The sequence below is a fragment of the Hansschlegelia plantiphila genome (genome assembly GCF_027922265.1).
In the GTDB taxonomy this organism is placed as follows: Bacteria; Pseudomonadota; Alphaproteobacteria; order Rhizobiales; family Methylopilaceae; genus Methylopila; species Methylopila plantiphila.
In genome coordinates this window covers 153,392-174,121 of sequence record NZ_BSFI01000006.1, presented here as the reverse complement: position 1 = coordinate 174,121, position 20,730 = coordinate 153,392, and the positions used below count along the sequence as shown (strand labels likewise).

General features: G+C 69.5%; 20 protein-coding genes. 16 read left to right on the top strand and 4 right to left on the bottom strand.

Annotation, left to right across the window (positions count from 1 at the left end; genetic code table 11):
* Positions 1-25: 25 nt before the first annotated feature.
* The 3 genes from PKE75_RS06060 to erpA form a co-directional block, all read right to left on the bottom strand.
* Positions 26-883, bottom strand: a complete 858-nt coding sequence (locus PKE75_RS06060; protein ID WP_271167806.1) for an intradiol ring-cleavage dioxygenase — start codon at positions 881-883, stop codon at positions 26-28.
* Between the two features lie 117 nt (positions 884-1,000).
* Positions 1,001-1,783, bottom strand: a complete 783-nt coding sequence (gene xth / locus PKE75_RS06055; RefSeq protein WP_271167805.1) for an exodeoxyribonuclease III — start codon at positions 1,781-1,783, stop codon at positions 1,001-1,003.
* Between the two features lie 423 nt (positions 1,784-2,206).
* On the bottom strand, positions 2,207-2,563 hold the full coding sequence (gene erpA, locus PKE75_RS06050) for an iron-sulfur cluster insertion protein ErpA (RefSeq protein WP_271167804.1): 357 nt from the start codon (positions 2,561-2,563) through the stop codon (positions 2,207-2,209).
* A 269-nt stretch (positions 2,564-2,832) separates the two neighbouring features.
* Between erpA and PKE75_RS06045 the strand changes: the two genes are divergently transcribed.
* From PKE75_RS06045 to PKE75_RS05985, 13 genes are all read left to right on the top strand, one after another.
* Positions 2,833-4,020 carry a deoxyguanosinetriphosphate triphosphohydrolase gene (locus PKE75_RS06045; RefSeq protein ID WP_428979111.1) on the top strand — a complete coding sequence of 396 codons (1,188 nt, stop codon included), beginning with the start codon at positions 2,833-2,835 and terminating at the stop codon, positions 4,018-4,020.
* A 32-nt stretch (positions 4,021-4,052) separates the two neighbouring features.
* On the top strand, positions 4,053-5,789 hold the full coding sequence (gene argS / locus PKE75_RS06040) for an arginine--tRNA ligase (RefSeq protein WP_271167803.1): 1,737 nt from the start codon (positions 4,053-4,055) through the stop codon (positions 5,787-5,789).
* Positions 5,790-5,864: 75 nt separating this feature from the next.
* The gene (locus PKE75_RS06035) at positions 5,865-7,133 is read left to right on the top strand and encodes an SPOR domain-containing protein (RefSeq protein ID WP_271167802.1); all 1,269 of its coding nucleotides are present in this window, start codon (positions 5,865-5,867) and stop codon (positions 7,131-7,133) included.
* A gap of 166 nt (positions 7,134-7,299) precedes the next feature.
* On the top strand, positions 7,300-8,313 hold the full coding sequence (gene nagZ / locus PKE75_RS06030) for a beta-N-acetylhexosaminidase (RefSeq protein ID WP_271167801.1): 1,014 nt from the start codon (positions 7,300-7,302) through the stop codon (positions 8,311-8,313).
* A gap of 24 nt (positions 8,314-8,337) precedes the next feature.
* Positions 8,338-9,162, top strand: a complete 825-nt coding sequence (locus tag PKE75_RS06025) for a segregation and condensation protein A (protein ID WP_271167800.1) — start codon at positions 8,338-8,340, stop codon at positions 9,160-9,162.
* Complete coding sequence (scpB, locus tag PKE75_RS06020) at positions 9,159-9,869, top strand: SMC-Scp complex subunit ScpB (RefSeq protein ID WP_428979110.1); 711 nt, start codon at positions 9,159-9,161, stop codon at positions 9,867-9,869. The genes PKE75_RS06025 and scpB overlap by 4 nt, the downstream gene beginning before the upstream one ends.
* 169 nt (positions 9,870-10,038) lie before the next feature.
* Entirely contained in the window at positions 10,039-10,284 is a 246-nt protein-coding gene (locus PKE75_RS06015; RefSeq protein ID WP_271167799.1) for a twin-arginine translocase TatA/TatE family subunit, read from the top strand.
* 74 nt (positions 10,285-10,358) lie between these two features.
* The gene (gene tatB, locus PKE75_RS06010) at positions 10,359-10,883 is read left to right on the top strand and encodes a Sec-independent protein translocase protein TatB (protein WP_271167798.1); all 525 of its coding nucleotides are present in this window, start codon (positions 10,359-10,361) and stop codon (positions 10,881-10,883) included.
* On the top strand, positions 10,880-11,677 hold the full coding sequence (gene tatC / locus PKE75_RS06005; protein WP_271167797.1) for a twin-arginine translocase subunit TatC: 798 nt from the start codon (positions 10,880-10,882) through the stop codon (positions 11,675-11,677). Before tatB ends, tatC begins: the two co-directional genes overlap by 4 nt.
* 100 nt (positions 11,678-11,777) lie before the next feature.
* The gene (gene serS / locus PKE75_RS06000) at positions 11,778-13,058 is read left to right on the top strand and encodes a serine--tRNA ligase (RefSeq protein WP_271167796.1); all 1,281 of its coding nucleotides are present in this window, start codon (positions 11,778-11,780) and stop codon (positions 13,056-13,058) included.
* A gap of 55 nt (positions 13,059-13,113) precedes the next feature.
* On the top strand, positions 13,114-13,881 hold the full coding sequence (surE, locus tag PKE75_RS05995; protein ID WP_271167795.1) for a 5'/3'-nucleotidase SurE: 768 nt from the start codon (positions 13,114-13,116) through the stop codon (positions 13,879-13,881).
* A 108-nt stretch (positions 13,882-13,989) separates the two neighbouring features.
* On the top strand, positions 13,990-14,664 hold the full coding sequence (locus PKE75_RS05990) for a protein-L-isoaspartate(D-aspartate) O-methyltransferase (protein ID WP_271167794.1): 675 nt from the start codon (positions 13,990-13,992) through the stop codon (positions 14,662-14,664).
* Between the two features lie 391 nt (positions 14,665-15,055).
* Positions 15,056-16,342 (top strand): peptidoglycan DD-metalloendopeptidase family protein, encoded by a 1,287-nt coding sequence (locus PKE75_RS05985; RefSeq protein WP_271167793.1) that lies wholly within the window; start codon positions 15,056-15,058, stop codon positions 16,340-16,342.
* A 245-nt stretch (positions 16,343-16,587) separates the two neighbouring features.
* Here the strand turns inward: PKE75_RS05985 and PKE75_RS05980 are convergent, their stop codons facing one another.
* The gene (locus tag PKE75_RS05980; RefSeq protein WP_271167852.1) at positions 16,588-17,451 is read right to left on the bottom strand and encodes an ATP-binding protein; all 864 of its coding nucleotides are present in this window, start codon (positions 17,449-17,451) and stop codon (positions 16,588-16,590) included.
* 260 nt (positions 17,452-17,711) lie between these two features.
* On the opposite strand from PKE75_RS05980, the gene yajC reads away from it, so the two are divergent.
* From yajC to secF, 3 genes are all read left to right on the top strand, one after another.
* On the top strand, positions 17,712-18,056 hold the full coding sequence (yajC, locus tag PKE75_RS05975; RefSeq protein WP_271167792.1) for a preprotein translocase subunit YajC: 345 nt from the start codon (positions 17,712-17,714) through the stop codon (positions 18,054-18,056).
* Between the two features lie 62 nt (positions 18,057-18,118).
* The gene (secD, locus tag PKE75_RS05970; protein ID WP_271167791.1) at positions 18,119-19,729 is read left to right on the top strand and encodes a protein translocase subunit SecD; all 1,611 of its coding nucleotides are present in this window, start codon (positions 18,119-18,121) and stop codon (positions 19,727-19,729) included.
* Between the two features lie 18 nt (positions 19,730-19,747).
* Positions 19,748-20,713 carry a protein translocase subunit SecF gene (gene secF / locus PKE75_RS05965; protein ID WP_271167790.1) on the top strand — a complete coding sequence of 322 codons (966 nt, stop codon included), beginning with the start codon at positions 19,748-19,750 and terminating at the stop codon, positions 20,711-20,713.
* The last annotated feature ends 17 nt before the right edge of the window (positions 20,714-20,730 follow it).

Sequence of the window (20,730 nt, the reverse complement as noted above, 5' to 3'; positions counted from 1 at the left end):
CATGACGTCGTGGTTACGTGCGGCTTCACGACTGCTCGCCCGGCACCAGCGGCCCCGACGGCCGCGCCTTGACTGCGCCCATGCCTTCGCCGGGCGGCGGCCCGCGACGGTCTCCGGGCCGCGGAGGGCCCCGGCGATCGCCCGGCGGCGGGGGAGGCGGCCTGTGCTCTACGGGCGGCGTCGCGCGGCGATCGACAGCGATCGTCAGCGCCGCGACATAGCGGTCGCTCTCCTCGCGAAGATAGACGAAGGTCGCCCGGCCGTCATGAGTGTCGGCGAGCACCCCGTCGGTCTTGTTGGTGGTGTCGCGCGTGGAGCCCCGGCCCGAATAGGCCGCGACCTTCTCGTAGATGTATTCGCTGAGCGCGTCTGGAAAATAGAGCTGCGTCGTCAGCACGTTGCGGCCGTCTATGAAGGCCTTGACGTGGATGTGCGGCGTGCGGCCCCGATACCAGCCGGGATAGACCGTGCGGAACGTGACGCCGCCGTCCGGCCCCGAAATCTGCGCGCCGCGCATGAAGGTCTCGCCGGTCGACGGGCCGGCGCCCGGAGCGCCCATCCCGGCGTAGCCGGAATAGCGGCCGCCGGCGTCGGCGTGCCAGACGTCGATGCGAACGCCGGGCGTCGGCGCGCAATCGGCGGCCTCGATCAGTTGCAGCCGCAGCTCCAGAGGCACGCCGGGCAGTCCCTCCGCGATGTCGGAGCGCATCAAAGCGGGGTCGAAGTAGAACGGCCCCTCAACCGCCTGCGGCGCGAGAATGCAGACCCCCGGACCCGCCTCCGCGGGCGTCGGGGCCGAGACCGCGACTGCCGCGGGCGCCGCGGCGAGCGCGCCGATGGCGCCGCGGCGGGTGAGAAGGGGCTTTGGGGGAAGCGAGTTCAACGGAAGGCCACGCCCGGTCGATGACGGTAACGCTTCAACGGGCCGGGTCGGGCGTCCCTGCGCGGCGTCTGGTCGACCGGGCGACACAAAACGCCGCGGACCTCCCGGCGGCGCTTCTCACACGGCGAGCTCGGCCACCACCGGCACGTGGTCGGACGGGCGCTCCCAGCTGCGGACATGCCTGTCGATGCGGACGCCGAGCAGGCGGTCGGCTGCCTGCGGCGACAGCAGAAGGTGGTCGATGCGGATGCCGTTGTCCTTCTGCCAGGCGCCCGCCTGGTAGTCCCAGAACGTATAGACGCCGCCCTCGTCGTCCGAGGCGCGCAGCGCGTCGGTCAGGCCGAGCGCGAGCAGCCGCCGCCATGCGGCGTGGGTGTCCGGAAGATAGAGCGCGTCGCCGACCCATGCCTCGGGGCGTCTGGCGTCGCGCGCTTCCGGGATCACGTTGAAGTCGCCCGCCAGCACGAACGGCTCCTCCAGCAGCAACCGCTCCGCCGCATGGGCGCGCAGCCGCTCCATGAAACCGAGCTTGTAGCCGTATTTCGGGCTGTCGACCGGGTTGCCGTTCGGGAGGTAGACGCCGCCGACGCGGACCGCGCCGCCGGGCGTCGAGACCACGGCCTCGATGTACCGGGCCTGCTCGTCGCTCTCGTCGCCGGGAAGGCCGCGCGTGACGTCCTCGAGCGGGAAGCGCGAGAGCAGGGCGACGCCGTTGTAGGTCTTCTGCCCATGCACGGCGACCGAGTAGCCGGCGTCCTCGATGGCGGCGGTCGGGAACGCCTCGTCCAGGCATTTGATCTCCTGGAGACAGACCAGGTCGGGTCGGGCCTCGTCGAGCCACCGCAGCAGCAGATCGAGACGCGACTTCACCGAATTGACGTTCCAGGTCGCAATCTGCATCTGCGCGGCGTCTCCCATGCGTTTTTACGCCCATAGACGAAAAAAAGGCCGCCCGCGAGGCGGGCGGCCAAGTATAGGGAGGAAACGCCCTAGGAGGGCAACGGCGGAAAGCGCAAACCATCCGCCGCCACAGACACTTGGACTGTCCGGGCGGCTTTTTCTAGTGCGAACATCGATTTGCGGCACGCGCGAAACGACGCAGGTTGTGGCCAGTCGTTTGATTGAAAAGTTCTATTGTAGCCTGAGGCCGGACAGCGACGGGCCGCGAGCCCGCCTCGACCGGGGAGATCGGGTCGGGTTCAACCTTGCCGATATGCGCCGCGCCCGGAGCCGCCAATCCGGCGATCGACACGCTCGCCGCGCGGCCGTCCGTCAGGCGGAGATGACGAGTATGCCGAGAGAATCAGGGGTCGAGGCCGTCCGTTAGACGGAGAAGCTCGTCCCGCAGCCGCAGGAGGCCGTCGCGTTCGGATTGGTGATCTTGAACGACGCCCCGATCAGCTCGTCGACGAAGTCGATCTGCGAGCCCGCGAGGAACGGCAGCGACACCGCGTCTATCAGCACGGTCGCGCCGTCGCGGGCGATCACGAGATCGTCCGGCTGGCTCTGGGTGTCGAAGCCGAAATCGTAGGAAAATCCCGAGCAGCCGCCGCCAAGCACGCTCACCCTCAGCATGGAGCCTGAGCTCTCATGGGCGAGAATTTCGCGGATGCGCTCGGCCGCGCGGTCGGTGACGAGCACGGGGGCGGTCTCGACGGGGGAGATGGCGTCGACGCTCATGGCGGGTCGCGACCCTCTTCAAGTTTGAAAGGCCGGCAGGGAGAGCCGTTGCCTGTTCTTCGCCTTGAGAGGTAAGCACGGCCGCAGCCGGGGTCAACGTGGGGCGCTTACAGCGCTTCAAGAGGAATCACTTCGTCATGCCCGCCTTCGCGGGTATCCACGATTTCTGTTCAGGCCGGAGCGCTTGACGATCCAAGTCATGGATGCCGGCTTCCGCCGGGCATGACGCGGCGGTTGGCCGAAACGCCTAGGCCAGGGAGTTCGAGGGCTTGGACGTCACGCGCTGGATCATGAGGCCGCGGGCCCGCTACGCCGCCGATCCTCTGGCGACCCGCGGACGGGCGCTGGCGCAGGCGTCGAGCCCGACCCGGACCGAGTTCCAGCGGGATCGCGACCGCGTGCTGCATTCGACCGCGTTCCGGCGGCTGAAGCACAAGACCCAGGTCTTCGTCTATCACGAGGGCGATCACTTCCGGACACGGCTGACCCATACGCTCGAGGTCGCCCAGATCGCGCGCTCGATCGCTCGGGCGCTCGGCCTCGACGAGGATCTCGCCGAGACCGTGGCGCTCGCCCACGACCTCGGCCACGCGCCGTTCGGCCATTCCGGAGAGCGGGCGCTCGACGCGCGGATGGCGGCCTATGGCGGCTTCGACCACAACGCGCAGTCGCTGCGCGTCCTGACGCGGCTCGAGCGGCGCTACGCCGAGTTCGACGGGCTGAACCTCACCTTCGAGTCGCTGGAAGGCGTCGCCAAGCACAATGGCCCGCTGGTCGGCGGCCCGCGTCCCGCCAGCGCTGCGATGGCGGAGGTCACGGCTCGTGCGGGCGTGCCGCTGGAGGGGCACGCCACCGCGGAGGCGCAGGCGGCGGCGATCGCCGACGACATCGCCTACGACGCCCACGACATCGACGACGGTCTGCGGGCGGGCCTCTTCACGCTCGACGAACTCGCCGACGACCCGCTGCTCGCCGACATCCTGGCCGAGGTCGACGCCCGTCATCCCGGCCTCGACGAGGATCGCCGCGGGCCGGAGGTCGTCCGCCGCGTCATCACCCGGCTGGTGGAGGATGCGATCGCCGAGAGCGCCGGTCGCATCGACGCCCTGGCGCCGCCCGACGTCGACGCGGTGCGCGGCGCGGGGCGGGCGATGATCGCGTTCTCCGATCCGATTGCCGAGGCGGAGCGCGGGGTGAAGCGGCTGCTCACCGCGCGGATGTACCGCCACGCCCAGGTCGACCGCGTGATGGCGGAAGCGGCCGGCGTCGTAAGCGATCTGTTCGACCGGTATTTCGCGGACCCTGCGGCGCTTCCGGCCGAATGGGCGAGGGAGGCCGGCCGCGGCGGCGAGACCGGCCACGCCCGGGCGGTCGCCGACTTCATCGCCGGCATGACCGACCGCTACGCGCTCACCGAACACCGACGTTTGTTTGACGCGACCCCGGAATTGCGTTAGCCGCCGGACCCTCAGCCGTTGCCGGAAATCCCATGAACGTCTTCGCCGATTTCGCCGCGCGCCTGCGCTCGATCCTCGAGGCGCTAGCAGCCGAAGGCGCGATCGGGCGCCTGCCCGACCTGTCCCGCGTCGTCGTCGAGCCGCCCCGCGATCCGAGCCATGGCGACCTCGCGACCAACGCCGCGATGGTGCTGTCGAAGGAGCTCGGCCTCAAGCCCCGCGACTTCGGCGAGACGATCGCCGCCCGGCTCGGCGCCGATCCGGACGTGGCGGCGGCCTCGGTCGCCGGACCCGGCTTCGTGAACATGACGCTGACCGACGCCTTCTGGCGGCGCGCGCTGCAATCCGCGCTCGAGGCCGGCGCCGATTACGGGCGGATGGCCGCGAGCGGCGCGAAGGTCAACGTCGAATACGTCTCGGCCAATCCGACCGGCCCGATGCATGTCGGTCATTGCCGCGGCGCGGTGTTCGGCGATTCGCTCGCCAACCTGCTCGCCTTCGCCGGCGACGATGTCACGCGCGAATATTACATCAACGACGCCGGCGCCCAGGTGGACGTGCTCGCCCGTTCCGCGTTTCTCCGTTACCGCGAGGCGCTCGGCGAGGACATCGGCGCGATTCCCGACGGCCTCTATCCCGGCGATTACCTCAAGCCGATCGGCGCGAAGCTTGCGGCCGAGCACGGGCCGGCGCTGAAGGCGATGCCGGAGGCCGAATGGCTGCCGCTGGTCCGCGACGCCACGATCGACGCCATGATGGCGATGATCCGGGACGATCTCGCGGCCCTCAACATCAAGCACGACGTGTTCTTCTCCGAGCGCACGCTGCACGGGCAGGGCGGCCTGATCGTCCAGGCGGTCGAGGACCTGCGCAAGCAGGGCCTGGTCTATGAGGGCGTGCTCGCGCCGCCCAAGGGCGAACTGCCGGACGACTGGGAGGAGCGCGAGCAGACGCTGTTCCGCGCGACCGATTTCGGCGACGACGTCGACCGGCCGCTGATGAAGTCGGACGGCTCCTACACCTACTTCGCGGCCGACGTCGCCTATTTCCGCTCGAAGTTCGAGCGCGGCTTCTCCGAGATGGTGTTCGTGCTGGGCGCCGACCACGGCGGCTACGTGAAGCGGCTTCAGGCCGTCGGCCGGGCGCTTTCGGGCGGCGAGGCCAAGGTCAGCGTCGAGCTCTGCCAGCTGGTGCGGCTGTTCCGGGCCGGGGAGCCAGTGCGGATGTCGAAGCGCGCGGGCGACTTCGTGACGCTGCGTGACGTGGTCGACGAGGTCGGCCGCGACGCGGTGCGCTTCATGATGCTGTTCCGCTCGAACGACGCCGTGCTCGACTTCGATTTCGCGAAAGTGACCGAGCAGTCGCGCGACAACCCCGTGTTCTACGTCCAGTACGCGCACGCCCGGATGCAGTCGATCCTGCGCAAGGGCCTCGAGATGCACGGAGAGCCGACGGCTGCGACCGACTTCTCCCAGCTCGGCGATCCAGGCGAACTCGCGCTCGTCCGCAAGATCGCGGCCTGGCCGCGGGCGGTCGAACAGGCCGCGGCGGCGCGCCAGCCGCACCGCATCGCGTTCTTCCTCCACGAGCTCGCGAGCGAATTCCACGCCCACTGGAACCGCGGCAAGGATTCGCCCGATTTACGGTTCATTATGGAAAACAATCCATTGTCGTCGCATGCCCGATTGGCCCTGGTGAGAGCCCTCGTATTGGTGCTCAGCTCGGGACTCGGTATTTTGGGGGTCACGGCTCCCGACGAGATGCGGTGAGGCGTCAGGCGCCGTCGAGGACCGACGGTCCTTGCGTCCCGCCCGTCGGTCGAGAGACGTGCGGAGACCGGTGACATGCAGAATCAGGCGATCAAGCGCGGCGCGGCCGGCGGACAGCAGGGCGGCTACGACGCCAGCTACGACGACTACGCGCTGCGTCCGGGCCAGCATTACACGGCCGACGAGCAGCAGTATTACGCCGACCAGCAGCGCTACGCCGACGAGGTCGAGCACCCCTACGATCCGCGCGCCTATGCGCCGAACCCCGACGAGCCCTACGGCTACGACGACAACGGAGCTCCGCTCTATTACGAGCCGAACCCGCCGCGTCTGAAGTCGGGCCGCAACGGCGGCCTCGTCATGCTGGGCACCGTGCTCGCGGTGGCCGTCGTCGGCGCGGTCGGCGCGGTGGGCTACAAGGCGTTCGGCGGCCACAGCTTCAGCGGCGAGCCGCCGCTGATCAGGGCCGATTCCGATCCCGTGAAGACCGTGCCCGACAATGCGGACGAGGCGCCCCAGCAGAACAAGGCGGTCTATGACCGCGTCGACGCCGACGGGCAGCAGAAGTCCAAGGTGGTCTCGCGCGAAGAGGAGCCGGTCGAGCTGCCGGCCTCGGCGTCGGCCGCTCCGCACTCCGATGGCGCGCGCATCATCCTGCCGGGCGGGACCGCGTCCGCCGGCACGCAGGCCCCTGCGACGGCGGGCGACGAGCCTCGGCGCGTGAAGACGATGACGATCCGCCCGGACGCGCCGGTCGCCGCTCCGACCGAGGTCGCCTCGGCCGGCAGGCCGTCCACCGATCCGATCGCCGATCTCGCGCGCACCGGGCAGCCTCAGGCCTCGAGCGAATTCGACGACGGCATCATGGACGGCGGCGCGGCTCCTGCGCCGCGCGCCCCGGCGCCGAAGCCGGCCGAACCGAAGCTCGCCGCCGCTCCCAAGCCCGCTCAGGCGGCGTCGAAGCCGGCCGCGCCCGTCCAGCCCGCCGCGCCGAAGCCGGCTCCGCAGCGCTCCGAGCCGCAGCAGGTGGCGGCCGTGACCCCGCGCGCTCCGGCGCCCGCCGGCGCCGCCGCGCCGGCCCGCGCGACCGCAGGCGGCGGCTTCGTGGTGCAGGTCACCTCGCAGCGGAGCGAGCAGGACGCCCGCAACGCCTACGCATCCCTGCAGAAGAAATTTCCGCAGGTGCTGGGGAGCTATCAGGCCTCGATCCAGCCTGCGACGGTCGCCGATCGCGGCACCTACTACCGCGTCCGGGTCGGGCCGTTCGGCTCCAGCGCCGACGCCTCGACCGTCTGCACCAACCTGCGCGCCGCCGGCGGCGACTGCGTGGTCTCGCGGAACTGAGGCTTTCGACCTCTCCCCGCGGGAGAGGGAAAGGGAGGCGCCGGCTACGCCTCTCCCCGGCGGGGAGAGGTCGACATGACGCCACCCGCGTCGGGCGAGGGGCCTGCCGCGCCGATCGCCGCGCCGGACCGGGCTCCCGGCTCATTTCCTTCCCGAAAGGTCTTTGATGGCGACGCGCGCCTTCGTGTCCGGATGTTCCGGCGCCGAACTCACCGCGGACGAGCGCGCGTTCTTCCGGGACGCCGAGCCCTGGGGGCTGATCCTGTTCGGCCGCAACGTCGTCTCGGCCGAGCAGATCCGCGCGCTCTGCGCCGATTTCCGCGACGCCGTCGGGCGTGACGACGCCGCCGTGCTGATCGACCAGGAAGGCGGCCGCGTCCAGCGCATCCGTCCGCCGCTCGCGCTCGGACATCCGCCCGCCGCGCGCTACGGCCTTCTCTACGATCGGGATAGAAGCGCGGGCGTCGAAGCCGCGCGGCTCGGCGCCGAGCTGATGGCGGCGGAGCTTGCGAGCCTCGGAATCACGGTCGACTGCCTGCCCGTGCTCGATCTGCCGGCGGACGGCATGACGCAGGCGATCGGCGACCGGGCCTATGCCGGCGACGCCGAGGGCGTCGCGGCGCTCGGGCTCGCCGTCGTCGAAGGGATGCTCGCGGGCGGCGTGCTGCCGGTCATCAAGCACATGCCCGGCCACGGCCGCGCGACCGTCGACAGCCATTACCACCTGCCGCGCGTCGCGGCCGACCGCGCGACTCTCGAGGCGACCGACTTCCGGCCGTTCGAGGCGCTGAAATCGGCGCCCGTCGGCATGACGGGCCATATCGTGTTCGAGGCGATCGACCCGGACCGGCCCGCGACGCTGTCGCCGATCGTGATCTCCGAGATCATCCGCGGACTGATCGGCTTCGACGGGCTGCTGCTCACCGACGACCTCTCGATGAAGGCGCTTTCGGGCGGCGTCGGCGCGTCGGCGGCGTCGGCCCTCGCGGCAGGTTGCGACATCGCCTTGCATTGCAACGGCGCCATGGGCGAAATGCTGGAGGTCGCGGCGGCGGCGCCGCGGCTCGAGGGGCGCTCGGCCGAACGGGCGGAGCGCGCCGCGAAGATGCTTTCGCCGGTGGGCGAGGTCGACGTCGCGGGCCTGCGCGACGCGCGCGACCGCCTCCTCGAGAGCGCCTGACGCCGCCGGAGGCTTTTGTCGCCTGTGGCCGAGCGAACCCTCGACGAACCGCCGCCCTTCGAGGCGGACGAGCGCCCGCCGCATGAGGGCGGCGCCTTCGTCGTCGATCTCGACGGTTTCGAAGGACCGCTCGACCTGCTGCTCGATCTCGCCCGGCGGCAGAAGGTCGACCTCGCGCGGATCTCGATCCTCGAACTCGCCGAGCAGTATCTCGCCTTCGTCGAAGCCGCCCGCGCCGAGCGGCTGGACCTCGCCGCCGACTATCTCGTGATGGCCGCCTGGCTCGCCTACCTCAAATCCCGCCTGCTGGTGCCCGACGCTCCCGTCGAGGACGACGAGGTCCCGCCCGAAATCGTCGCCGCCGCGCTCGCCTTTCGGCTCCGCAGGCTGGAGGCGATGCGCAAGGCGGGCGCGGCGCTGCTCGACCGCGCGTTGCTCGACCGCGACGTGTTTCCGCGCGGGGCCGGACCGACCGGGGCCGCGGACGCTCCGCCGCTGTGGACCGCGACGCTGTACGATCTGCTCTCGGCCTACGCGCGCCAGCGCACCCGCTCGCTGAAGACGGCCGTCACCGTCGCGCGGCGTCCGACCTGGACGCTGGCGGAAGCCCGCTCCGCGCTCGAGAGGCTTGTCGGCCGCTCCGCCGACTGGGCGCGGCTCGACGCGCTGCTGCTGCGCTTCATGACGCCGGAGATGCGCGCAAGCGTGCTCGCGACAGGCTTCGGCGCTTCGCTTGAGCTCGCCCGCGAGGGCAGGGTGGAGCTTCGGCAGGACCGCGAATTCGGACCGCTGTTCGTGCGGAGCGGCGCGCCGCTCGCGCTGGTGTCGCCCCGGAAGACCGAGCCGTGAACGCCCGCGAGGACGCCCCGCTCTTCCCCGTCGAGGGCTTCGACGGCCGTCTGACCGCGCAGCAACGCGCGGCGATCGACCCGCTGCACATGCGAATCCTCGAAGCCTTGCTGTTCGTATCCCCCGAACCGGTCGAGGAAAGGGCGCTCGCCGCCCGCTTGCCCGAAGGCGCCGACTTCCGTCTGGCGCTTCGGGCGCTGGCCGAGGACTACGCGCCGCGCGGGGTGAACCTGCGCCGGGTCGGTTCCGCCTGGGCGTTCCGCACCGCGCCGGACGTGGCCGCGACCGTCGCCGACGGCGCGCGCGAGGTGAGGAAGCTGTCGCGCGCCGCCGTCGAGACTCTCGCGATCATCGCCTATCACCAGCCCGCGACCCGCGCCGAGATCGAGGACATTCGCGGCGTCGCGACGTCGCGGAACACGCTGGAAACGCTGCTGGAGGCGGGCTTCATCCGCCTCCGCGGCCGCCGGAAGGCGCCGGGACGGCCCGTGACCTTCGGCACCACGCCAGGATTTCTCGACCATTTCGGGCTGGAGCAGGTGTCGGATCTGCCGGGGCTGGCCGAGCTCAAGGCCGCGGGCCTGCTCGACGCCCGCCTTCCCCCCGGCCTCGACCTGCCGCCGCCGGTCGACCACGACGCGCTGACCGAGGACGAGGAGCCGCTGGACGATGAGGACGCGCTCCCGCGGGACGAGGAGAACGAGTGACGCCGCGCCGGGACACGGGCCGCGCCTGACGGGCACGTGACGCCCCGCCTCATGGGAAGTCCTTGTGTTCGCTGCGGGCTGGACCTAGTTTCCGGTCACGTCGAACGGATTTCGTCGCCGCGCGTCGATCCCCTGAAAGCGGCCGCCCGGCCGACCGAGAGGAAATGTCATGAGCATCACCCACTGGCTGATCGTCGGCGTGCTCGTCCTGCTGCTGTTCGGCGGCCGGGGCAAGATCTCGGACATTATGGGCGATTTCGCCAAGGGCATCAAAAGCTTCAAGAAGGGCATGGCCGAGGACGACGACGTCGCCGAGGGCATGTCGCAGCATCGCGGGCCCCAGACGATCGAGAACCGCCCCGCCGAGCAGCCGATCCGTCCGAACGTCAGCAGCGTCGACGGTCGTCAGTCTTAATCAGCACGAGCTCCGCCGGGACGGCTTGCGTCTGACGCGCCGTCCCCACGCGTCGCCCGCCGGCGGGCTTTTCCATGTTCGACATCGCCTGGTCTGAGTTTCTCGTCGTCGCGGTGGTCGCGCTCGTGGTCGTCGGTCCGAAGGACCTGCCGCCGCTGCTGCGCACCATCGGCAAGACGGTTGCGACGCTGCGCCGGATGGCCGGCGACTTCCAGACCCAGTTCAACGAGGCCCTGCGCGAGGCCGAGCTCGACGACGTCGCCAAGGACCTGACGGGCATCAAGAACACCGCCTCGAAAATGGTGAGCGCGCGCGATCCGTTCAAAATGGCGCGCGACGAGATCCGCGGCGCATTGGCCGGCGCCGCGACGCCTGCGCCGTCCGCGCTTTCCGGAGCCGCGGCCGAAGGCGCCGCCGACGCGCCCTCCGCGCTTGCGCCGATTCCCGAGCCCGACGCGGAGCTGGCCGCGATCGCCGCCCCCGCTCCATCGCCCGAGCCGGAGGCGGCGCAGTCCGCCGCGCCGCATGCGAACGGCCATGACCCTTCGATCGCCGCGCCCTCGGACGAGCCGCCGATCCCGCCCGGAGCCGTGAGTTGAGTCAGGCCGACATCGACGCCACCAAGGCGCCGCTCATGGAGCATCTGGTCGAGCTGCGGTCGCGGCTGATCAAGTCGATCCTCGGCTTCGTCGCAGCCTTCGCGATCTGCTTCACCTTCGCGGGGCACATCTTCAACATCCTGCTCGTGCCCTACGAGATCGCGGCCGGCTCCGCCGAGGCGATCCGCCTGCAATACACGGCGCCGCAGGAGTACTTCATCACACAGATCAAGCTCGCGATGTTCGGCGCGGGGTTCATCTCGTTTCCGCTGGTCGCGACCCAGATCTACAAGTTCGTCGCCCCCGGCCTCTACAAGAACGAGCGCTCGGCGTTCTTCCCCTATCTGATCGCGACTCCGATCCTGTTCCTGATGGGGGCGGGCTTTGTCTATTTCGTCGCGATGCCGCTCGCGATGCGGTTCTTCCTGTCGATGCAGCAGGCGGGCGGTGACGGCCACGCCTCGATCGAGCTGATCGCCAAGACCAGCGAATATCTCTCGCTGATCATGACGCTGATCTTCGCCTTCGGCATCTGCTTCCAGACGCCGGTGATTCTGACGCTTCTGGCGCGCGCGGGCTTCATCGATTCGGCTTGGCTGATCTCCAAGCGCCGCTACGCGATCGTCGTCGTGTTCGCGATCGCAGCTGTCCTCACCCCGCCCGACGTCATCAGTCAGGTCGCGCTTGCCGTGCCGACCGTGCTTCTCTACGAAGCCTCGATCTTCGTGGTCAAAATGATCGAGAAGAGGAAGGCCGAGGCGGACAAGGCCGGCGGCGACGGCGACGCCGAGTAGGCTCGCGGCCGCTTCGGGCTGGCCCGCCGCGCGCTTCGGGACGCCGGAAGCGTCGGAGCGCGCACTCCATCAGCGCCATCATTTTTCGGACCGATCCTTCATGCATGACATCCGCCTGATCCGCGACGATCCCGAGAGCTTCGACCGTGGTCTCGCGCGGCGCGGGCTGACGCCGCAGAGCGCGCGGGTGATCGCGATCGACGAGAAGCGGCGCGAGGTCATCGGCCGCCTCCAGGCGATGCAGGAGCGCCGCAACGCGGCGTCGAAGGAAGTCGGGCAGGCCAAGGCGGCGAAGGACGAGGCGCGCGCCGCCGCCCTGATCGAGGAGGTCGGACGGCTGAAAGTCGACGCGCCGGCAGCGGAGGCCGAACAGAAGGCGCTCGAGGACGAACTTCAGGCGACGCTCGCCGAAATCCCCAACATTCCGCTCGACGAGGTTCCGGACGGCCCCGACGAGACCGCGAACGTCGAGCGTCATCGCGTTGGCACCCCGCGAGACCTGCCGAACGCCACGGCGCATTACGATCTGGGCGAGGCGCTCGGGCTGATCGATTTCGAGGCCGCCGCCCGCATGTCCGGCGCGCGTTTCGCAGTGCTGAAGGGCGGCGTGGCGCGCATGGAGCGCGCGCTCGCGAGCTTCATGCTCGACCTGCACACGACCGAGCACGGCTACACAGAGATCGCGCCGCCGCTTCTGGTGCGCGACGAGGCGATGTTCGGCACGGCGCAACTGCCGAAATTCGCCGACGACCAGTTCCGCACGAGCTTTGACTTCTGGCTGATCCCGACCGCCGAAGTTTCGCTCACCAACCTCGTGCGCGAACAGATCCTCTCCGAGGAGGAGCTCCCCTTACGCGTCACCGCCGGCACGCCGTGCTTCCGCGCGGAAGCCGGGTCCGCGGGCCGCGACACGCGCGGGCTGATCCGCCAGCACCAGTTCACCAAGGTGGAGCTGGTCTCGATCACCACGCCCGAGAAGGCGCTCAAGGAGCACGAGCGCATGCTGTCTTGCGCCGAGGAAGTGCTGAAGCGGCTGGAGCTGCCGTTCCGCACCATCACGCTCTGCGCCGGCGACATGGGCTTCTCCTCGCGCAAGACCTACGACATCGAGGTCTGGCTGCCCGCGCAGAAGACCTATCGCGAGATTTCGAGCTGCTCGGTCTGCGGCGACTTCCAGGCGCGGCGCATGAACGCCCGCTACCGCCCGGCCGAGGGCAAGGGCACGCGCTTCGTCCACACGCTGAACGGCTCCGGCGTCGCCGTTGGTCGAGCGCTGGTCGCGGTGCTGGAGAACTACCAGCAGCCGGACGGCTCCATCGCGATTCCCGCAGCGCTGCAGGGTTACATGGGCGGGATGACGACGATCGAGCGCGCGTCGTGATCCTCACCTCTACATGGCGCGCGCGCATGCGCGCCGTCAGCTGGAAACGCGCCGCATGAGAATCCTCCTCACCAACGACGACGGCGTGCACGCCGAGGGCCTCGAGGCGCTTGAGCAGATCGCGTCGGAGCTCTCCGACGACGTCTGGATCGTCGCGCCGGAGACCGACCAGTCCGGCGCGTCGCACTCGATTTCGCTCAGCGATCCGCTGCGGCTCCGCGAACTGGGGGAAAAGCGCTTCGCGGTGCGCGGCACGCCGAGCGACTGCGTGATCATGGGCGTGCGCCACGTGCTGGCCGACATAAGGCCGGACCTGATCCTGTCCGGCGTCAACCGCGGGCAGAACGTCGCCGAGGACGTCACCTATTCGGGCACCATCGCGGGCGCGATCGAAGGCACGCTGCTCGGGATCCCGTCGATTGCGCTGTCGCAGAACTTCAACCGCGAACGCGAGATCGACGACATGTTCGCCTCCGCGCGCGCGCATGGCGCGGACGTCGTCTCGCGCATCATCAAGGCGGGTTTCGCCCGCGACCGGCTGGTCAACGTCAACTTCCCGGGTTGCGAAGCGAACGAGGTCGAGGGCGTGGCGGTCACGCGCCAGGGCCAGCGCAACCAGGAGCTGCTCAAGATCGAGGCCCGCACGGACGGTCGCGGCAATCCCTATTTCTGGATCGTTTTCGGCCGCGGCCGGTACGAGGCGGGAGAGGGCACCGACCTCGCCGCCATCCGCGACCGGCGGATTTCGGTGACGCCGCTCAAGATCGACTTGACGGACGAGGCGCTGTTCGACGGACTTGAGGCCGTGTTCGCCGCCGACTGAGTCGGCGAAGGCCGGGCCCGGCCATTGGCCGTCATGCCCGGCGGAGCCGGGTATCCACGACTTGGATCATCGAGTGACCCCATATCGAGACAGTCGTGGACGCCCGCAATGGCGGGCATGACGGCGTCAGAGATCGACGAGGCGGAGCGCACGCGCCGGGCGGAGCTGGTGCTCGGCCTGCGCAGCCGGGGCGTGCTCCACACCCGCACGCTGATCGCGCTCGAGACCATCCCCCGCTCGCAGTTCGCGCCGTCGCGGCTGCGCGACGCGGCTTACGCCGATCGCGCGCTGCCGATCGCCTGCGGACAGACGCTCGAATCGCCGTCCCAGATCGCGACGATGGTCGACGCGCTCGGCGTCGGCGACCTGGACAGCGTGCTCGAGATCGGGACGGGCACGGGCTACTGCGCCGCGATCCTGTCCCGGCTCGCGCGCCGCGTGTTCACGATCGACCGCTGGCGAACGCTGGTCGAGAACGCCGAACGGCGCCTGGGCGATCTCGGCGGGGTCGGAAACGTCACCGCCATCGTCGCCGACGGCGCGCTCGGCCACGCGGCGCACGCGCCCTACGAGCGCATCCTGATCACCGCCGCCGTCACGACGCCGCCTTCTGCGCTTCTCAACCAGCTCAAGGCCGGGGGCGTCATGATCGCGCCGGTCGGCGACGGCTCGGGCCAGCGGCTGACGCGGTTCGTAAAGGCCAGGGACGGATCGCTCGACGAGACCACCATCGCATCCGTCCGCGTGCCCCCGCTGATGCAAGGCGTCGCGAAGGCGCTGTGAGGGATTTTCCGTCCTTCCTCCGTCGCGGGAGAAGGGGGAAGGGGCGGGGACAGGGAATCCCGGCCTTCGCGTTCGACGCCCGGCCTGGGTGGTCCGGTCGAGCCGGACCACGGCGAGTTCGTTCTGCGAGAGCGAGATTAAGTCCGCCCGGTTGGGGGTCTCGCTCCCGTCGTCCTCCGGCTTGGCCGGAGGACCGATGCCGGCGGTGGAGCTCTGCGGTTGAAGCCGCCGACGCAAGGAGGGATCAGAACGACACGCCTCGATCCCCGCTTATCCCCGCGATCAAGATTTGCGGCGGCTTCGTGGCTTTTGCTCAGCGCACTAACTCTCCGTTTACCTCAACGCGCTTTAACTCTCTTCATGTCGGTCGTGTACGTGGCGAGTGTCCAACATGCGTAAAATCGTTCCGTGCCTGCGTTCTGAACTTCTGGCGCGCGTCGCTGTGGTGGTTCTCGGCGCCAGCACGCTCGGGGCCTGCAGCTCCGACACATTCCGCTTCGGCGGAGACCCAGACGCCAACCCATACCAGACGTCGCGGGCCACGCCCCGGCGCGAGCCGGCCTCGACCGGATCGATCCAGGCGGCGCCGTCCGCGCGGGTCGAGCGGGCGCCGCTCGGCGCGCCGAGCGGGCCACAGGCCCGGCCGATGCGCGGCTTCGACGGCGGACAAGGCGGCGGGCGGGGCGACGGGGAATACCGCTCCTCCTCGCTCGAGCCCCGCACCACCGGCTCCCTGCCGCCCGTCAGGGCCGGCGCGCCGGCGTCGTCGTCAAACTGGTCGGGCGACGGCGGTTCGGTCGTCACCCTCCGGCAGGGCGAGAGCATCCACACCCTGTCGCAGCGCTACGGCGTGCCGGCGAGCGCGATCATGCAGGCCAACAACCTGCAGAGCGCCAACGGCGTCGGCCCCGGGCGGCAGCTGGTGATCCCGGTCTATTCGGGCGCCGGCGGCCCGTCGGCGCCGCAGCGCATGGCCTCGGCGTCCGAGCCGGAGAGCCAGCCGCGCTCCGCGCCGGAACCGATGCGCCCGCAGCCTGCCGCCGGTCAGCAGGGACGCATGCAGTTCGTCACCGGCCCGCAGGCCAAGGGGGCGGAAGCTCCCAAGCCCGCGCCGCTCAAGCCCGCGCCCGCGGTCCAGAAGACTGCGGCGGCGCCTGCGATCAAGCCCGCCGTCGAGGCCCAGCAGCCGGAGAGCCAGGCCTTCGCCGCGCCGTCCAAGCCGGTCGCCCAGTCCAACGACAACGTGAAGACGGCGTCCCTGAAGACCTCCGATCCGGCTCCTGAGGCGGCGCCGACCGGACCGTCCTTCCGCTGGCCGGTGCGCGGCCGGGTTATCTCGGCCTACGGCTCCAAGACGAGCGGCGCCTCGAACGACGGCATCAACCTCGCGGTTCCCGAAGGCACCGACGTGAAGGCGTCCGACGACGGCGTCGTCGCCTACGCCGGCAGCGAGCTGAAGGGCTTCGGCAATCTGGTGCTGATTCGTCACTCGAACGGCTGGGTCACCGCCTACGCCCACAACAGCAAGCTGAACGTGAAGCGCGGCGACAGCGTCCGCCGCGGTCAGGTGATCGCCGAATCCGGCGCCACCGGCAACGTGACTTCGCCTCAGCTCCATTTCGAAGTCCGCAAGGGCGCGACCTCGGTCAACCCGCTCGATCACCTGCCGAACGCCTGACCGTTCGCCTCGAACAGCAAAAATCCCGGCCGCGAAAGCGCGCCGGGATTTTTCGTTTTAGGATTTGCTCAATGCCCGCCGTCATTCCGGCTGCAGCGAAGCGAAATGCCGGAATCCAGACGCGTGACCGCGCAAACGAAAGCTGTTCGGCCGTCGAGTATCTTTGGATTCGTCGCGCGTCTGGATTCCGGCGCGACGGCCGGAATGACGGCCGCGCTAAACCAGAACTGCGGTGCCCTCCGCCCCTAAACCCCGGCCCGTCCGGCGAGGTCCTGGATGAACTGCCACGCCACGCGTCCCGAGCGGGAGCCGCGGGTCGTAGACCACTCGAGCGCGTCGCGGCGGAGTTCGTCGGGGGCGACCGTCAGCCCGAAATGCTCGGCGTAGCCCGTGACCATCGACAGATATTCGTCCTGGCTGCAGCGGTGGAAGCCGAGCCAGAGGCCGAAGCGATCGGACAGCGACACCTTCTCCTCGACCGCCTCGCCCGGATTGATCGCGGTCGAGCGCTCGTTGTCGATCATCTCGCGGGCAAGCAGATGGCGGCGGTTGGAGGTGGCGTAGAACAGCACGTTCTCCGGCCGGCCCTCGATGCCGCCGTCGAGCACCGCCTTCAGCGACTTGTAGGAGGTGTCCTCGAGGTCGAAAGACAGGTCGTCGCAGAACAGCAGGAACGGGAAGGGCGCGGCGCTGAGCAGGCCCATCAGCACGGGCAGCGATTCGATGTCCTCGCGGTGGATCTCGACGAGCTTGAGCTTCGGCTTCCCGTCGGCCTCGAGAGCGGCGGACACCGTCGCGTGGCAGGCTTTGACGAGCGAGCTCTTGCCCATGCCGCGCGCGCCCCAGAGCAGCGCGTTGTTCGCGGGCCGTCCGTGGGCGAAGCGGGTGGTGTTGTCGATCAGTTGATCGCGCGCCCGGTCGATTCCCTTGAGCAGAACCATGTCGACCCGCGACACCTTCGCGACCGGGGCGAGCCGCTTCTCGGCCGCGTGCCACACGAAGGCGTCGGCGGCCTCGAAGTCCGGCGACTGCGGCCGGGCTGGCGCCATTCGCTCCAAAGTCTCCGCGATCCGCAGGAGAAGTTCGTCGCGCGTGTCGGTCGCGGGCATGGAATAGAACGGGTCTGACAAGGCGTGCGCTCGCTGTCGGATGAAGCGTGGCGCTAGGTAGACCCGCGAACATAGGCCGTCCACACGGCCTATCGGATAGGGGGCATGCGGCCGCCGGGGCCATACCAGTGTGTGATTTGATTTCGCGGGGGCCGTGGCTATAGTCCGCGCGCTTTCGCCGGGGGTCGTTCCCGGCGTGAAATTTGCGGTTGAAGCCGGCTCTTCCGAGCGAGGCGCAAGACCCCGCCACCGGAGCTCCCATGTTCGTCACGCCCGCTTTCGCGCAAGGCGCCGCCAGCGCCGCCCCCGGCGGCACCGATTTCCTGATCCAGCTTCTGCCCTTCGTCCTGATCTTCGTGATCATGTGGTTCCTGATCCTGCGGCCGCAGCAGAAGCGCGCCAAGGCCCAGGCCGAGATGATCAAGAACGTCCGGCGCGGCGACACCATCGTGACGGCCGGCGGCATCATCGCCAAGGTGGTGAAGGTCATCGACGACGGCGAAGTCCAGATCGAGATCGCCGAGAACGTCCGCGCCAGGCTGTCGCGCGCCATGATCGCCGACGTGCGCGCCAAGGGCGAGCCGGTCAAGACCGAGACTCCCTGAGCGCCCGAAAGACGTATAAGACGCCCGCCGCGAGAAGCGGGAACGAAAGCTGACGACGCCCCATGCTGTACTTCTCAACCTGGAAGACCGTCGCCGTGCTGGCGCTGTGCGCGCTCGGCGTGCTGTTCGCGCTGCCCAACGTGCTCCCGCAGTCGGTTCGTGACGCCTATCCCAGCTGGTTCCCGGCGCGCACCGTCGTGCTCGGCCTCGACCTGCAGGGCGGCTCGCAGCTGCTGCTCGAAGTCGACGGCGAGGCGCTGCGCAAGTCGCGCGCCGTCGCTCTTCAGGAAGACGTGCGCCGCGCGCTCCGCGAGGCCCGCATCGGCACCACCGCGATCACGCTGAGCGGGACGACGGTGAACGCGACGCTGCGCGACCCCGCGCAGCTCGCCGCCGCGCTCGAGAAGCTGAAGCCGCTGGCGGCGCCGGTCGCGAGCTCGCTGTTCGGCGGGGCCGGTCCCGCGGAAGTCGACGTCAACTCGCGAGACGGCAATGTCGTCACGGCGACGCTGAGCGAGGCCGGGGTTCAGGCGCGCATCCGCTCCGCCGTGGACCAGTCTCTCAAGATCGTCGACCGACGAGTCAACGAACTCGGCACCGTCGAGCCGTCGATCCAGCGCCAGGGCGCCGACCGCATCCTGCTTCAGGTGCCGGGGCTGCAGGACCCGCAGCGGCTGAAGGACATCCTGGGCAAGGTCGCGAAGCTCGAGTTCCGGCTCGTCGATCTTTCGATGCCGCCCGAACAGGCCGCCGCCAGCCGTCCGCCGGACGGCTCGGAGGTCCTGCAGGAGGACCGGGGGGGACAGACTGTCCCGATCCTCATCGAAAAGCGCGTGATGGTGGCGGGCGAGGACCTGACCGACGCCCAGGCGACCTTCTCGTCGCAGGACCATTCGCCGGTGGTCTCGTTCAAGTTCAACACCAAGGGCGCGCGCGAGTTCGCCGACGCCACGCAGGCCAACGTCGGCAAGCCGTTCGCCATCGTGCTCGACAACAAGGTGATCTCGGCGCCGCGCATCAACGAGCCGATCACCGGCGGTCAGGGGCAGATCTCCGGCAACTTCACGGTCGAGAGCGCGAACGACCTCGCCGTGCTGCTGCGCGCCGGCGCGCTGCCGGCGCCGCTGACCGTCATCGAGGAGCGCACCGTCGGCCCCGGCCTCGGCCAGGATTCGATCAGCTCCGGCACGCGAGCGACCTGGTACGCGGCGATCTTCGTCGTGATCTTCATGTTCGCGACCTACGGCGTCTTCGGCCTGTTCGCCAACATCGCCCTGACGATCCACGTCGTCTTCATCTTCGCGCTGATGTCGCTGCTCGGCGCGACGCTGACGCTGCCCGGCATCGCCGGCATCGTGCTGACGATCGGCACCGCGGTCGATTCCAACGTGCTGATCTACGAGCGCATCCGCGAGGAGTTCCGCGCCGGGCGCAGCATGGTGTCGTCGATCGAGGCCGGCTTCCGCCACGCCTTCGCGGTCATCGTCGACTCAAACTCGACGATGGCGATCGCGGCGATCATCCTGTTCCTGCTCGGCTCCGGCCCCGTGCGCGGCTTCGCGGTCGTCTTCCTGCTCGGCATCGTCACCACCGTGATCACGGCCGTGACCATGACGCGCATGATGATCGCGCTGTGGTACCGCCGCACGCGCCCCACAGCCCTGCCGTTCTGACCGAGCGAGCCTCAATCCATGCGCCTTCTCCGCATCTTCCCCGACGACAGCAAGTTCCGCTTCGTCCGGTGGCGCGTCCTGAGCTTTCCGTTCTCGGCGGCGATCTCGGTCGCGACGATCGTTCTGTTCCTGACCGTCGGTCTGAACTACGGCATCGACTTCACCGGCGGCACGCTGATGGAGCTGCAGTCGAAGTCCGGCAAGGCCGACCTCGCCTCGGTCCGTGAGACCGCGCAGTCGTTCGAGACCGGCGAGGTCGAGGTCCAGGAGTTCGGGCAGGGCGGCCAGGTTTCGCTGCGCTTCCGCATCCAGCCGGGCGGCGAGCCCGCGCAGAGCGCTCTCGTCACCCGCGCCCGCGCCGCGTTCGAGAAGGACTATGAGATCCGCCGGGTCGAGACGGTCGGCCCTCGCGTCTCGGGCGAGCTGGTGCAGTCCGGCACGCTCGGCGTGGTGCTCTCGATCGTGTCGGTGCTCGGCTATCTGTGGTTCCGCTTCGAGCTGCAGCTCGCGATCGGCGCGGTGATCGGCACGCTGCACGACATCGTGCTCACTGTCGGCTTCTTCCTGATCACGCGTCAGGAGTTCAACATGACCTCGATCGCCGCGATCCTGACGATCGTCGGCTATTCGCTGAACGAGACCGTGGTGGTGTTCGACCGCACGCGCGAGCTGCTGCGGAAATACAAGAACCTGCCGACCGACGAGCTGCTCGATCTCTCGATCAACTCGACGATGTCGCGCACCGTGATGACGGCGACCACGACCGCGCTGTCGCTGCTCGCGCTGGTGCTGTTCGGCGGCCAGGCGATCGAGGGCTTCGCCAACGTCATGCTGTTCGGCGTGATCATCTGCACCTATTCCGCGATCTTCGTGTCGTCGCCGATGCTGATCTATCTCGGCGTGAAGACCTCGACCCGCGCGGCGGCCGAAGAGAAGGCCGCGCTCGCCGCCAAGGCCGCGAACGTTTCGCGCCGGCCGGCGTAGGCGTAGATAAAGGGCTC